We start from the raw sequence: 14,213 nt of genomic DNA, 5'->3' as shown, positions 1-14,213 counted from the left end.
CTGCCGCGGCCGCCTGCGCGCGCGCCGCTCGCGTTGCGCCTTCTTTTCCTCGGCGATCTGCTCGGCGGTTTTCTCGAGCACCGGCGCGGGCGCTTGCGCCGGTTGCCACCATGCGGGCCACGGCGCGTGTCCGGCGGCGGACTGTTTGCGGAACTGGCCCGCGGGCAGCGTGCGTGGCGATGCTGGTTGCGCGGCCGGCATGGCGACAGCGCCGCCCCCGTGCTTCGCGGCCAGCGCGCGAACACGATCGACATATGGCGCGCCGCGCGCCGCATCCGTCATTGCGATGAAGTTGGCGTAGCCGCGCAGCGCGCCGATCACGTCGCTGTTGCCGTTCCATTGAAGGCCTTGCGGCCCGTGCCGCTCGGCCTGGTGCAGCACCGCGCGAAAACGCCGCAGCGTGTCGCGGTCGAGCGAGAGCTTGTCGTTCACCACGATGCCCGTCACATGCTGCTGCTGGTGCTTGCGCATGACCTGCTGCTTGTCGGGATGCACCGTGAGGCCTTCGCTGGCCACGATCTGCTTCACGCGCCACAGCAGCTTGCCGGTGTCGCGGCTGTGCTGCGGCCCGGCAGAGAACGTCAGGTCGTCGGCATAGCGCGTATAGCGAAAGCCGAGCTTGGCCGCGCTCGCGGCCAGCCGCGCGTCGAGCCGGCGGCACAGCAGGTTGGTGAGCATGGGGCTGGTCGGCGCGCCCTGCGGCAGCACGCGCTCGCCGCGCGCGACGAAGTAGCGCCGGCCGTCGAGCTGCACTTCGTCGGTCGGCGCCTCGGTGCACACCAGCGCCAGCAGGCTCGCCACCTGCGACGAATAGCCGAGCTGGCGGAACACGCCGCGCACGCGGCGCATGCCGATGGAGGGAAAGAAGTCTTTCAGGTCGAGGTTGATCACCACGTCCTGTCCCACGTGCGGCGCCGCGTTCGTCAGGATCGAGCGGCCCGGCAAGAAGCCGTGTACCGCCTCGTGCACCGGCATCTTCGCGAGGATGTTGTCGAGCACCCAGTACTGCGCGCGTTTCATGCGCGGCATGGGCGCGGAGATGTGGCGCTCGCCGCCGCTCTTCTTGGAAATGGTGAAGCGCTGGTAGTGGCTCACGCTCGCCACGTCGCGGTGCCACGCCAGGAAGCGCAGCTCGCCCAGGCCGATGCCCATGGCCGTGGCGATGTCGCCCGCGTGGCCCAGCACGGGCAGCGCGTTGTGCGCGAGCTTCTCGGCGTCACTCAGCGTTTCGCCCAGGCCGCCCGACACGCCGTCGCCCACGTAGAGCAGCTCGCGCTGGCGCCGGTCGTGCCACGCCACGGCGCGCGCATGGCGGCCCTGTGCCAGGCGCTGGCGCGTTTCCTCGCGGCGCTCGCGGGCCTTGGCCATGCGCTCCTTGCGCATCGTTTTCAGGGCCTTGTCGCGGTCCTCGATGCCGCGAAGCTCGGTGCCGAGATTGCTCAGCGCCGTCTGCAGCTCGGTTTCGCGGCGGATCAGTTGCGCCTCGACCGTGGGCTGCGCGGTTTCCCGTGGCCAGAAGCCCAGGCGCTGCATTTCCTCGAGGATCACTTCCTGCTTCGAGCCCTTGCGGATGCGCTCGTAGAGCTGCTCGCGCGTGAGGGCCGAGTCGGGAATGGAAGAAGCGGGGGGAGACTGCATGGTCATGGCGCTGCGCCACCGGCCGATGCACTGCTGAAGATAAAAATTGCGAACGGAGCGGGAATCTCGTCGAAGAGCCTCGGGACTGGAGGGCTCCACTCGACGCCGTACGTGCATGGTGGCGCCGATGAGCTTCGAGGAAGCCGCACTGTTGTCGCGCCACCATGCATGTACGGCACAGTGAAGAGACGTCCAGTGACGCTTGGGAAGTGCTGTGTGCGAGGGTGGCGATACGCCATCCGGATTGCAAGAGCCTTCCCGCTCCGTTCGCAAAAAGCAGTGTATCAGCCGATGCGTGCGGTCCTTTCCTGTTCTGTCGTCGTTGTTGCGTTCTGGATCGCGGCGGTGGCCGGCGCGGCCGACAGCCGCAGCGCGAGCATGTGCTCGCACGGCCCCTTGGTCATGCGGTGGCGCACGAAGTGGCTGCACTGGCAGTCGCCCGAGGCCACGCGCTGGTCGGTGTCCAGCTGCAGGCTCACGAGGTATTCGCGCTGGCCCGAAACGCCCTTGCACTTGCCGCTCAGCGTGAGGCCGCCGTCGGGTCGCGCCAGCGTCTTCACGTTGGCGATGCGGCGCGCCTGCACCAGCTCGGCGGCGGCTTCTTCCTCGGGGCTGGCGTAGCGCAGCTTGTCCATGGGCAGCGGCTCGCGGCTCAGTTCGCGCAGGCGCCACACGCCGTGCGCCAGGTCGTACACCACGCGGCCCGCTTGCACATAACCGCCGAGCGCGGCATCGACCGTGAGCGTCGACAGGCCCGTGGCTGCGGCCAGCTCGGCCGTGGTCGCGCGCCAGCGTTCGCCCAGCGCCGCGAACACGCGCAGCTGGCTGTCCTGGTCGACCGTGTGGCGCGGCTGCAGCAGCTCGAAGTGGCCGTTGCGCGACCAGTCGTTGGCGGTCCAGCCCGAAAGGCCGAGCGTGAATTCCATGTCGGGCAGCTGCGCCACCCAGAAGCTCGGCATGCCCGTGCCCAGCAGGTGCACGGTAAAGCCCTGCGCCACCGGCACCAGCCGCTCCAGCTGCAGCAGCCGGCGCCGGCCCCACACGCGGATGTCGGTGTCGGACGTGGCGCTGTGCGTGGAGCGCGGGCACACCAACTCGTGGCCCCAGGGCTCGAAAAGAATGCGCACCGGCTGCCCCGGCCGCAGGATGAAGCGCAGCGAGCGCGGGCCCACGCGCTCCTTGCGCCGGCGCAGCACCAGGCAGATGTTGTGCACGTCCATCGGGTGCAGTTGCAGCCGCTGCGCGGGCAGCAGCATCGCGCTGCTCACCTGCAGGAAGCCGCGCACCCAGCTGTCGGGCACGTCGATCTTCGGCTCGTGGAAGGCCGGGTCGTTGTCGCTTTGCACCTGGAAGCCGCTGGGGTCGATGGCCAGGCGCGTGGCCTTGTAGTCGCGGATCTTCTGGAACTCGTCGTACAGCGACTCCGAGTAGTCGACGTGGTGGTGCCGAAGGCGTGGTCGCTCACGCGGTCGAACACATCGTGGCTGCACGAGAACATGCCGTAGCTCGACTCGTCCTGGCTGAAGCACTCGAAGAACACGCGGTCGGGGTGTACGGTGATCACCGGGTCGAGCACGAACCACGCCTCGCGGTTGACCTTGTAGATGTGGTCGAAGTAGCTTTTCTGCGCACGCATGAAGGGCTGCAGCACTGCCGACTTGCGCTTGCGCAGGTCGGCCAGCTCGTCGCGCAGCGGGGCCATCTGCGCCTTCAGCTCGTCGCTGCGCGTCATGAACTGCGCGAGCAGTTCGCCTTCCTGCCCGGCCAGCCATTCGAGGTACGCGCTCTTGTCGCGCGGCTGGAAGCGCAGGTCGCCCACCACCACGTCGTGCAGCGCCGACATGCCTTCGCGAAACGGCAGGTGGCGGTTGATGTCGGCCACGAAGTGCACCGGTGCGCGCAGCGTGTCGGGCGCGAACTGCAGCGCGGTGCTGTCGGCCGTGTGCTGCGCGCCGGAGTGGCCGAAGTAGCGGTACTGGAATCTCATGCGGCGGGCCCTCCGCCCTGGGGTGCGGCAGGCAGCGCGCGGCGCGGCGCAACGCTGCGCACGGGGGCGGTCTGCAAGGGGTTGTCGAGCGCGGGGAATTGCGACTGGATGCCGCGCAGCCCCGCCACGTACTGCGCGCGCTCGGTGATGGCGCCGGTGACGGCCTGCCGCGCGAACACGCGCGCGACGATGCGCGCGATGTCTTCCGAATGCGCCGCCTGCGCCGCCAGGAACTGCATGACGCGCGCCTTGGCCAGCCGGCCGCGGTTGGCCTGCGACAGCACGCTCAGGAAGTAGGGCTCCAGCCGCGCGAGCACGTCGGGCTTCTGCCCGGCCGCCGAGGCCAGCCAGTTGGTGACGAACAGCTGCATGCCCGGCGACGGGTGCTGGCTCAGTTGCAGCATGTAGGTGGTGACGTCGGTCACGTCGAAGTGCGTGGTGAGCAGCTCGCGGCCCAGGCGCTGGCGCCCGCGTCCTTGTGGTCGCACAGCCGCACCAGCAGCGCGGGCGTCCACTGCGGCGCTTGGCCCTGCGCGCCGAACCACTGGCGGGCCCAGTCGCGCGCGTCGTTCCAGCGGCTGTCGAACATGCGCAGTGCGTCGCCCAGGTTGGCCAGCGTGCGCTCCGGTTGCCCCGCGAGCTGGTCCATGGCCCAGCGGCGAGCGGCGGCGGTGTCGACGAGGCCCAGGCTCGCGGTCTGCAGCACGTCGAAGTCTTGCGGTGCATGTTGCGGCAGCAGCCATGCGCCGAGCTGTTGCGCGCCCTTGCTGCGCGCTTCGAGCAGGCGCAGCGCGACGGCGGGCTCGCCCCGGCGCGTGTGCATGGCGAGCGGGCCTTGCAGCCATTGCAGCAATGCGTCGAACACGCCCTCGGCAGCCTCGGCGCGGAACAGTTCATCGCGCAGCATCGGCATCAGCTTCGCGCCGAAGTCCGGATGCTGCGGCAGCAGCTGTGCGAGCTTCGGTGCGACGGCCGCGCGAACGGCGGGCATCGGGCTTGCGCAGAAGGCCGCGAACAGCTCGGGCTGGCCGACCAGCGTGTCGTCGGGCAGGGCGGTGAAGAGCCGCACGCCCGCGCCGCGCAGGCGCTGGTCGTCGGACTGCAGCAGGCGCGTGAGCACGGCCACCGGCAGGCCCTGCACCGACGCGGGGTGCAGCAGCAGCCATTCGGCGGCCGTGGCCACCACGTCGGGGGCGGGGTGGTCGAACAGCGCGAGCAGTTCAGGCAGCGGGGCCTTGGCTGCTGCCGCGCGCAGCAGGCCCTGCAGGGCCCACTGCAGGTTCTCGCAGATGGCGGCCAGCTCGGGCGTCTCGGCATCACTGGTCGCGAGCCATGCGAGCAGTTCGACGCACAGCGCATCGAGCACCGACAGGTTCGACGCGGCCGCCTGCAGCAGCAGGCGCGACGCGCGGCGCACTTCGGCGTCGGCCGAGGTCAGCAGGATCAGCAGCAGCTCGACCTGCTGGCCGTAGAGGCCCGGGTCGCGCGTGATGCATTCGAGCGCATAAGCGCGCGCCTCGTCGAGCGGGGAGCGCAGCAGGGCGGGCAGCCAGGGCAGCGGTGGCGCGCCGGCCGCGATGCGCTCGCGCGCGATGCCCAGCGCGAAGCGCGCGGTGTCGTGCCAGCTGCTGGCGAGCAGGCCTTCGACGATGGGCGCTTCGAGCGCTTCGCGGAAAGGCTTGTTGTCTTGCAGCGCGCGGGCCGCGAAGGCATGCACGGCGGCGCAGCGGCCTTGCTGCATCAGCTGCAGCAGCGCTTGCGGATGGCGGTCCCAACGCTCGGGCCAGGCCTCGGTGCGGTTCACGCGCAGCGTGGGCAACGGCGTGTGGCGGCGCCAGCGCAGGCCGCCGCGCTGGGCCTCCCATTCGTCGTCGTGGCGGTGCAGCAGTTGCATCAGCACCAGCCACGTGCTGTACGGGCCGGTGTGCCAGCGGCTGGGCTCTTCGCTCCAGCGCGGGTCGCGTTGCTGGCCGGCGGTGCCGGCGTCGGCATCGTCGGCCGCGAGCAGCACGCCCATGGCCAGCTGCAGCCAGCTCGCCTCGTCGGCCGTGCCGGCCAATGCCAGCCGGCGCAGGCTGCGCCAGGTGCGGCGGCGCAGGTAGTCGCGCGTGCGGTGGCTGTAGGCCAGGCGGCTGTCGGGCCGCGCGATTTCTTTCGCGACCTCGACGTAGCGGCCGTTGGCCATGGCCCAGCGTCCGCCCGAACGGAAGGCGGCGCGCTGCGTTTCGAGCCGCTGGTGCAGCACGCCGAGCAGCGCGTAGTCGCCCGCGAACTCGGCGCCCTTGTAGAGCCGGCGCCATGCGCGGAAGCTGCCGGCGGCAAGCTGCAGCGTCTGCGCGATTTCTCGCAGCGCCGCATGCACCAGGCTGTCGTCGGCGGGGCCTTCGAGCAGCGACAGGTCGAACAGCTGCTCGACCCACGCCGCGTACTTGATGCCGTTCCACAGCGCGGTGTCGGCCAGGTGGTCGCGCAGCCGCGGCATGGCCTGCGCGGTCGGCAGTTCGAGCAGCTCGGCCCAGGCGCGGCGCAGGGCAGCGGGCCAGTCGTCGGCGATGCGCGCCATTTCGCTGGCACGCTGGTCTTGCGGCCAGAGACTCAGCGCGGCCCAGCGCGCCGCGCGCGTGACCACGGGCGTGCGGCCGCGCTGCGACAGCTCGCGCATCGCCTCGAAGGCGCCGCCGTCGCTGCAGCGCCCGATGGCCCACGCAATGCAGTAGTCGAGCATCGGCTCGCCGGTTTCGAGGAGGTCGATGAGCCGGGGCACGGCCGCCGCCAGCCGGCGCTCGCCGATGCGCCACACCACGCGGCTCTGGCGCACCGGCGGCAGCAGGCGCCAGGCGTCGGGATGGATGCTGGCGAGCAGCACGGCGTCGCCCGGATGCGGAAGCGCGACGGGGGCTGATGGCGCTGCGGCAGCGGCTGGAAGCGCCGTGCCTTCGACTACGTAGCCCTGCGCGATCTGCGCCGCCACGGCCTGTTCGAACGCAGCGGTCGCGGCCTCCAGCGGCAGCGGCGAGGGGGTGTAGACCGTTTCCTTCCACTGCTGGCCGTCGCGGCTGGTGCTCACGTGCACCACGTGGCCCGGGGCTTCCGGCAGGGCGAACAGTTCCACGGTGCTGAAGCCCGAGGCGCCCAGCGCGCCCGGCTTCATGCGGATCAATTTCTCGGAGCGAATGCGCTTCACGCGGAGGCCTCCCTGCCTTCGGGTTTGGATGCTTGTGCTTCTTGTGTCGCCGCGCATCTTAGCGGGCATGCGCGGCGCTGGCGCGTGTGTAGCATCGCGCGCTGCGGGTACATCCGCCAACAGGCAGGCAAAGAGCGCAATGGCGAATACGGAACACTTACAACAGTCGAGTTTTCTCTACTTCACGGGGCAGGGCTCGGACAAGGTCTACCAGGTCCACCTGCGTCCGAAGGACGAGGGCTGGGTGGTCGACTACGGCAACGGCCGGCGCGGCGGCACCCTGGCCACCGGCACCAAGACCAGCAGCCCGCTGGCCTACGAGGCGGCGCTGAAGATCTACGACAAGGTCGTGAAAGAAAAGACCACCAAGGGCTACACGCCCGACCAGTCCGGCGCGCTCTACACCTCGAGCGACCTGGCCGGCCGCGTGAGCGGCGAGTTGCCGCAACTGCCCACGCTGATTGCCGAGGAACAGGCGGCGCGCTACCTCGACGACCCCGCCTGGGGCCTGCAGGAAAAGGCCGATGGCGAAAACCGCATCCTGCTGATCGAAGGCGCCGCGGTGCGCGGCACCAACCGGCGCGGCCTGTTCGTCGACATTCCGCAGGCGTGGGTCGGTGCTGCTGACTCGGTGGCTGGACGCACCGTGATCGCGGGCGAGCACGTGGGCGACGGCTTCCTGGCCTTCGACCTGCTGGAGCTGGCCGGGCAGGACCTGCGCGGCGCGCCGTTCATCGAGCGCTTCGGGCACCTGCAGAAAGCCGCGAGCGCCGTGCCGTGGATGACCGTGCTCGCGCTCGAACTCAGCGCCGAAGGCAAGCGCGCCCGCGCCGCCGAACTGCTGGCCGCGCACGGCGAGGGCTACGTGCTCAAGGCGCTCGACGCGCCGTTCTCGGCCGGCCGCAGCACCGCGAGCCTGAAGTTCAAGTTCAACCAGAGCGCGACCTGCGAAGTGATCCGCGTGAACGCGCAGCGCTCGGTGGCCGTGGGCCTGCGCGACGAGGCCGGCGCGATGCTCGACCTCGGCAACGTGACGGTGCCGCCCAACGAGGCGCTGCCGGCCGTGGGCACGCTGGTCGAGGTGCGCTACCTGTACCGCTATGCGGGCGGCAAGTTCGAGCAGCCGGTCTACAAGGGCCAGCGGCCCGACATGACGCCGGCCGACGCGGTGCTGTCCCAGGTCACGCGCATCAAGGACCGAAGCGCCGCGCTCGAGGAAGACGGCGAGGCCTGACGCGGTTCAGCCCAACGCCGCGCGAAGCCGCGCCGCGAGCCGGTGAGCCTGCGCGATGCCCGCGATGTTGGTGAAGCCCATCAAGAGCCCTTCGTCGCCGGTCGCCGCGATGCGCCGGCCCGACAACGGCTGGCAGTTCAGCCCCGCCTTCTGCGCGCGCAGGGCCAATTCGGCATCGCCTCGGGGCGCCCCTCGAAGCGCGCGATCAGGTGCATGCCGCCGCTCTTCAGGTCGATGCGCACCGCGTCGCCAAAGGTCTTGAGCAGCGCCGCCGCGAGCAGGGCCCTGCGGCGCGCATAGAGCAGCCGCATCTTCTTCAGGTGGCGCGGAAAGTGCCCCTCGCGCATGAAGTCGGCCACGATGGCCTGCGTGAGCTGCGGGCTGCCGTTCGACCCGATGCGCGCGGCCTCCTCGAAACGCGCGCACAGCGACTCGGGCACCACCATATAGCCCAGCGCCAGCCCCGGGTACAGCACCTTCGAGAAGCTGCCCGCATACAGCACGCGGTCGTGGCCGTCGAGGCTCTTGAGCGCGGGCAGCGGCGGACCGGCGTAGCGGTATTCGCCGTCGTAGTCGTCCTCGACGATCCATGCATTGGCCTTCGACGCCCATTCGAGCAGCTGCAGCCGGCGCGCGAGCGACATCGACACGCCGAGCGGCGCCTGGTGCGAGGGCGTGACGACGGCCATGCGCGCCTTCGGGGCCTTGCGCAGGCCGCGCGCCACCACGAGGCCCTCGTCGTCCACAGGCACGGGCACCGCGCGCTGGCCGGTGTGGCGCAAAACGTCTTGCGTCGGCGGAAAGCCCGGGTCTTCGATCCACACGCGGTCGTCCTTTTTCAGCAGCGTGCGCGCGACCAGCGCGAGCGAGGCGCGGTAGCCGGCCGTCACGATGACCTGCGAGGGCTGGCAGGCCACGCCGCGCGACACCCGCAGGTAGGCCGCGATGGCCTCGCGCAGCGGCGCATGGCCCGAAGGGTCGCCGTAGAACATGTCGGCCGCGCCCATCGCCCGCATGCGCCGCGCGGCCAGGCGTGACCACAGCTTGCGCGGGAACGCATCGAACGACGGAATGCCGAGTTGCAGCGGCGGCGGCTCGCCCGGTTGCATGAGCCCGCCGTGGGCGGCAGGTGCCTCGATGCGCCTGGGCTGCTCGCGCCGCGCCGCGCGCTGTGTGGGCAGCGACGGCGAGACGACCGTGCCCGCCTGCCCGCGCGCCGAGAAATAGCCTTCGCCCGCCAGCTGGTTGTAGGCGGCCTCGACGGTGCCGCGCGCCACGCCGAGTTCGCTGGCCAGGCTGCGCGCCGAGGCCACGCGGTCGCCGGGGCGAAGCGTGCCCTGTTCGATGGCGCCGCGGTAGCGCTCGTAGATCTGGCGGAACAGCGGCGTGTCGGTGGCGCGGTCGAGCGTCGGCTTGGCTGGTTTGGAAATGGTGCCGCTTTTCATGGCCCAGTCGTTTGATCGATTCTTGGCTCTTTTGGGTAAGACATCGTAAGCCTAAGCTCATCCCCATGAACAGCCTGAAGGAAGTGATGCGATGAGCGAGAAGGTATTTTTGGCGGGCGCCACCGGCGCCGTGGGCACCGCGCTGATTCCTCTGTTGATCGGCGCGGGCTACACCGTGTATGGCGGCACGCGCCGCGCCGACCGCGCGGCCGCGCTGGAGGCGCGGGGCGCGCACCCGGTCGTCGTCGACGTGTTCGACGCGCCGGCGCTGGAGGCCGCGCTCGTGCGCATCGCACCCTGGGCCGTGATCCACCAACTGACCGACCTGCCGAAAGACCTGGACCCCAAGCGCATGGCCGAAGCCGCCACGATGAATGCGCGCGTGCGCACCGAGGGCACGCGCAACCTCGTGGCCGCGGCTGTCGAGGCCGATGCGAAGCGGCTGGTGGCGCAAAGCATCGCGTGGGCCTACGCGCCGGGGCCGAAGCCTTTCACCGAAGACATGCCGCTCGACCTGGGCGCGGAAGGGCCGCGCAGCGTCAGCGTCGGCGGGGTCGCGGCGCTGGAGCAGGCCGTGTTGGGCGCGCGGGGCATCACGGCCAGCGTGCTGCGCTACGGCCAGCTTTATGGGCCGGGCACGTCGACGGCCGAGCGCAAGGGCGCGAGCCCGGTGCATGTGCAGGCGGCCGCATACGCCGCATTGCTGGCGCTGCAAAACACCCGTGGCGGCGTGTTCAACATCGCCGAGGACGGCGACGAAGTCAGCAGCCAGAAGGCGAAGCGCGAACTGGGCTGGCGCGCCGACATGCGGCTGCCGCTCGGGAGCGCGCAATGAACGCGCTGCCGCTTCTTGCGCATCGCCGCGCGGCCCTCGGCTTCGGCGCGCTGGCCGTCGCCGCGGCAGGCTGGGCGCTGCTGCCGCACGCGGGCAAGCAGTCCGCCGCGCAGTTCATCGACGACATCTGCAGCACCGTGAGCCGGCCGATGTTCGCGTCGGCGCCGCCGGTCGAGGGCTCGGGCGCCGTCGCGCGGCCGCGCACGTCGGTGAAGGTGCTGTCTTGCGAGCCGTTGCCGCATGTGCCCGGCAAGTCCGTCACCACGGCCATCGTCGACTTTCCGCCGATGGCCTATTCGCCGGCGCACCGGCATCCGGGCTCGGTGACCGCGATCATTCTCGAAGGCATGGTGCGCTCGCAACTGGCCGGCACGCCACCCGGCGACTACCGCACCGGCGAGACCTTCTTCGAGCCGCCCGGCACGCTGCACCTGTTCGCGGAGAACCCCGATCCGGTGAAGCACGCGAGGCTGGTGTCGGTGTTCGTGACTGAAGAGAACTGCGGGCCGCTGGTGCTGCCGCCCTGAGCGGGATGAGCGGGCAGAGCAGGGCTCAGCGCTTCCAGAACTGCCAGCGCGGTGCTTTCGATTCCTCGGGCTGCGCCGCCGCGATTGCCGGTGCCGCAGGCTGGGACAGCAGCTTGCCCTTGACGTTCGAGATGCGGCCGAGTTCGTCGAAGCTGATGTCCAGGTGGCCTTCGCCCGCGCGCTCGGCGCGAATGGCCGTCGCGCTCGTCGACGTGGCCTCCAGGCCCTGCTGCCGCAGGAAGCTCGTGACCATGCGCCTGTGGTCCACGTCGAACTGCGAGATCACCTGCATCAGCACTGTGGGAGCGTGCGACAGCGCCACCGGCGCCTGCACCTCGGGCGGCACGCCGTCGAGCAGAACGAAGAGGGCGCCGCCGTCGTAGGGCGCGCGGTAGTAGCAACGGCCGCCTTCGAGGCCGCCGCAGGTCATCGCGATCATGTGGTCGGTGAGGGCCTCGTCCAGCTGCAGCGACGGGGCGGCGAAGGCCTCGATCTGCTCGGCCTCTCCACGTTGCCGGGCGCGCAGTGCCGCCTCGGTGAGCTGCTCGGGAATGTTGCTCTGCGCATTGGCCCAGACCCACAGCCATGTGCCGGGGCCGGAGGCATGCGTGCCCAGCAGCTGCACCGGGTACTCCAGGTCATCGCCGAAGCGCAGCGTGCCTCTTTGCAGGTCGAGGCCCCACGACCTGTCACCGATGACGTCGCCCAACGCCATCTGCCTGGCGAAGGCGGAAGCCGCGTGGTCCGAGAAATGGTCCTGGAATGTGCTCACGTCAGATCCTGTGTTGGTTGATGAAGGTGTTCAGCGCACCCGGTCCCCGTCGCGCACCGATTCCACCGCGCCGTTGTAGAAGCGCACGATACCGAGAAAGTTGCCTTGTCCCCGGTGGTAGACCCAGTCTTCCATCGGCACGCACTGCTGCGTGATCACCTGCTGCGCCGGGCCGCCCGGGTAAGGCGAAAGCACCCATGCCACCTGCGGCCGGGGCACGCAGACGAAGTCCTTGGACATCGGCTCGCCGCATTTTTGCACCACCGAGAACTTGGAGTCGCCCACGCCGGAGAGCATGCCGCCGCAGCTCAGCGACTGGGCGGATGCACCGCCCGCATGCAGCAGCGCGGCCAGGCAGAAGAGGGTGCTTGCGAGAGAAAAGCGCATGGATGTGGCACGTGTTGTCCTGCCTGCGACTGTAGCCGCCGGGCGAAGTTCACGGGCTTTGCATGTGCTTTCGCGGCCCCGATGTCAATCGGACAATTCTTCCCGGGCCCCTGCGATGACACCGAGCCCGCCGCGCCCTCGCGGTCCGCAGAATCCTGCGACGACGCGGGCCGCCAGAGCCCGCCGTATCCACACAGGAGACAACAACATGCACATCGACCATCGGCCGTATTCGTCATCCCGGATTCTTCGCCTGCTTCGCATGGCGGTGCTGTGCGCGCTCGCGGCCATTGCCGTGCCCGCGCTGGCGGCCTACAACCAGAGCCTCACGCGCACGCTCGACGCCGGCCAGATCTACGGCAAGGCCGCGGCCAACAACACGCAGGCCTTTCTCGGCATTCCGTTCGCGCAGCCGCCCGTGGGCAACCTGCGCTGGCGCGCGCCGCAGCCGCCGGTGCCATGGAGCGGCTCGCGCGCGGCCACCACGCTGGCCGGCATGTGCGCGCAGGTCGGCAACCCCTTCGGCGAGCCCGACCCCGCCACCTTCGGCCAGCCGGTGGGCAGCGAAGACTGCCTCTACCTGAACGTGTGGCGCCCCAACTCCAGCGCCGACAACCTGCCGGTGTTCGTCTGGATCCACGGCGGCAGCAACACCAAGGGCTCGGCGCGCGACCCCAGCTACGACGGCGCCTACCTCGCGCAGAAGGCCAACATGGTGGTGGTGACGGTGCAGTACCGCATGGGCATGCTGGGCTGGCTCAACCACCCGGCGCTGAAGACCGGCAACGCGCTGGACGACTCCGGCAACTTCACCACGCTGGACCTCGTGCGCGCGCTCGACTGGGTCAAGGCCAACGCCGGCGCCTTCGGCGGCAACGCGGGGCAGGTGACGGTGGCGGGCCAGTCGGCCGGCTGCATCAACACCTGGGGCCTGCTGCAGTCGCCGCTGGCCGCGGGCAAGTTCCAGCGCGCGGTGTGCATGTCGGGCATTCCCAATGCGTACCCGCCGGTGGTGGGCACGCTGGCGGCCGAGTCGCTGATCGACAGCCTGCTGGTGGACACCGGCCGCGCATCGACCACCGCACAGGCCACGGCGCAGCGCGCGGGCATGAGCCAGGCCGACATTGCCGCGCTGCTGCGCAACGCCTCGGCCGCGCAGATCATGAAGTTCACGCCCAGCCCCATCGTGCCCGGCCACTTCACCGACGGCACCGTGATCCGCGCGAGCGGCCTGCCGGGCCTGCTGCTGGGCGACTACAACAAGATGCCGATCATGATCGGCTCCACGCACGACGAGGGCTCGTACTTCGCGTTCCTGTTCGGCATGGGCCAGCCCACGCAGCAGGAGTTCTGGAACCTGTCGAACTACGCGGCGCCGGGCACCGTCACCTTCAACCAGCTCATCAAGCCCGAGTTCCGCCCGATCTACACGCAGACGCACGAGGCGCTGACGTATGCGCTGGACAACGTGATCGACAACGTCATTCGCGTGCTGCGGCTGCAGAACGGCGACATCTACCGCTACAACTACAACTGGGACGACACGCCCCAGCCGTGGAAGGACACCTTCGGCGCGTTCCACGCCATCGACGTGGCGGCGCTGTTCGGCAACTTCGTGACCGACCAGCCGAACTTCATGCGCTTTGCCTGGAGCCCCACCAACGCCAGCAGCCGCAAGGCGCTGTCGGACAAGTTCATCGACTACACGGCCAGCTTCGCGCGCTACGGCGCGCCCACGCGGCTGTTCGACGGCAAGACGCCGTGGACCGGGTGGACCAACTTCATCTGCCTGCTGTGCAACAAGCGGATGATTTTCGACAACCAGTCGTACATGTCGCCCGACGACTACCTGTTCTTCTGGCCGCGCTACACGCTGCTGTCGCCGCAGCAGCGCGACTTTCTGTCGCAGCAGCTCGACTTCAACGCGCTGCCCGAGTCGGTGGACCCGCTGCGCAGCGGGCCGCGCTGAAAGCTCCTTACTGAATGAGCCCGTGGCGCACCGCGTAGAGCACCAGCTCGGCGGTGCTGGCCACGCCGAGCTTCTCGAGGATGTTGGTGCGGTGCGTGCTCACGGTCTTCACGCTGATGAGCATCTCTTCGCCGATCACCGTGAGCGACATGCCCTTGAGCATCATCAGATGATCTGGTGCTCGCGCACCGTGAGCCGCTGGTGCGCCGGGCGCTCGTCGCGGCCTTCGAGCTGG

General features: G+C 70.0%; 12 protein-coding genes and 1 pseudogene. 4 read left to right on the top strand and 9 right to left on the bottom strand.

Annotated features, from left to right (window positions below; translation table 11 throughout):
* The 5 genes from BMG07_RS35555 to BMG07_RS35535 form a co-directional block, all read right to left on the bottom strand.
* The coding region (locus tag BMG07_RS35555) for a reverse transcriptase family protein (protein WP_269759723.1) at positions 1-1,638 on the bottom strand (1,638 nt) is incomplete at its 3' end.
* A 284-nt stretch (positions 1,639-1,922) separates the two neighbouring features.
* Positions 1,923-2,984 (bottom strand): SWIM zinc finger family protein, encoded by a 1,062-nt coding sequence (locus BMG07_RS35550; RefSeq protein WP_198088450.1) that lies wholly within the window; start codon positions 2,982-2,984, stop codon positions 1,923-1,925.
* The gene (locus tag BMG07_RS35545) at positions 2,903-3,625 is read right to left on the bottom strand and encodes a hypothetical protein (RefSeq protein ID WP_198088449.1); all 723 of its coding nucleotides are present in this window, start codon (positions 3,623-3,625) and stop codon (positions 2,903-2,905) included. The genes BMG07_RS35550 and BMG07_RS35545 overlap by 82 nt, the downstream gene beginning before the upstream one ends.
* Positions 3,622-4,050 (bottom strand): hypothetical protein, encoded by a 429-nt coding sequence (locus tag BMG07_RS35540; protein WP_198088448.1) that lies wholly within the window; start codon positions 4,048-4,050, stop codon positions 3,622-3,624. Before BMG07_RS35540 ends, BMG07_RS35545 begins: the two co-directional genes overlap by 4 nt.
* A complete protein-coding gene (locus tag BMG07_RS35535) occupies positions 4,047-6,809 on the bottom strand; it encodes a hypothetical protein (RefSeq protein ID WP_198088447.1) in 2,763 nt (920 codons plus the stop codon). Before BMG07_RS35535 ends, BMG07_RS35540 begins: the two co-directional genes overlap by 4 nt.
* 139 nt (positions 6,810-6,948) lie before the next feature.
* Here BMG07_RS35535 and BMG07_RS35530 point away from each other — a divergent pair, with 139 nt between their 5' ends.
* The gene (locus BMG07_RS35530; protein ID WP_198088446.1) at positions 6,949-8,043 is read left to right on the top strand and encodes a hypothetical protein; all 1,095 of its coding nucleotides are present in this window, start codon (positions 6,949-6,951) and stop codon (positions 8,041-8,043) included.
* A 6-nt stretch (positions 8,044-8,049) separates the two neighbouring features.
* Here BMG07_RS35530 and BMG07_RS35525 read toward each other — a convergent pair.
* Positions 8,050-9,488 (bottom strand): annotated as a pseudogene (locus tag BMG07_RS35525) (PLP-dependent aminotransferase family protein).
* Positions 9,489-9,579: 91 nt separating this feature from the next.
* Here BMG07_RS35525 and BMG07_RS35520 point away from each other — a divergent pair.
* On the top strand, positions 9,580-10,323 hold the full coding sequence (locus BMG07_RS35520; RefSeq protein WP_198088445.1) for an NAD(P)-dependent oxidoreductase: 744 nt from the start codon (positions 9,580-9,582) through the stop codon (positions 10,321-10,323).
* Positions 10,320-10,850: a cupin domain-containing protein gene (locus BMG07_RS35515; protein WP_198088444.1), complete on the top strand. Its 531-nt coding sequence runs from the start codon at positions 10,320-10,322 to the stop codon at positions 10,848-10,850. The genes BMG07_RS35520 and BMG07_RS35515 overlap by 4 nt, the downstream gene beginning before the upstream one ends.
* A 25-nt stretch (positions 10,851-10,875) precedes the next feature.
* On the opposite strand, the gene BMG07_RS35510 is transcribed toward BMG07_RS35515, so the two are convergent.
* Together BMG07_RS35510 and BMG07_RS35505 are read right to left on the bottom strand one after the other, a co-directional pair.
* A complete protein-coding gene (locus tag BMG07_RS35510) occupies positions 10,876-11,622 on the bottom strand; it encodes a DUF6882 domain-containing protein (protein WP_198088443.1) in 747 nt (248 codons plus the stop codon).
* A gap of 30 nt (positions 11,623-11,652) precedes the next feature.
* Entirely contained in the window at positions 11,653-12,009 is a 357-nt protein-coding gene (locus BMG07_RS35505) for a DUF2845 domain-containing protein (protein WP_198088442.1), read from the bottom strand.
* 208 nt (positions 12,010-12,217) lie between these two features.
* Between BMG07_RS35505 and BMG07_RS35500 the strand changes: the two genes are divergently transcribed.
* Positions 12,218-13,978 carry a carboxylesterase/lipase family protein gene (locus tag BMG07_RS35500; RefSeq protein ID WP_198088441.1) on the top strand — a complete coding sequence of 587 codons (1,761 nt, stop codon included), beginning with the start codon at positions 12,218-12,220 and terminating at the stop codon, positions 13,976-13,978.
* A gap of 7 nt (positions 13,979-13,985) precedes the next feature.
* Here BMG07_RS35500 and BMG07_RS35495 read toward each other — a convergent pair whose 3' ends face one another.
* Positions 13,986-14,144, bottom strand: a complete 159-nt coding sequence (locus BMG07_RS35495; RefSeq protein ID WP_198088440.1) for a response regulator transcription factor — start codon at positions 14,142-14,144, stop codon at positions 13,986-13,988.
* Positions 14,145-14,213 lie beyond the last annotated feature (69 nt).

It is taken from the genome of Variovorax sp. E3 (assembly GCF_016082275.1).
Taxonomy (GTDB): Bacteria; Pseudomonadota; Gammaproteobacteria; order Burkholderiales; family Burkholderiaceae_C; genus Variovorax.
The sequence above is the reverse complement of the archived record's forward strand: the minus strand, read 5'-3'. Positions and strand labels throughout refer to the sequence as shown.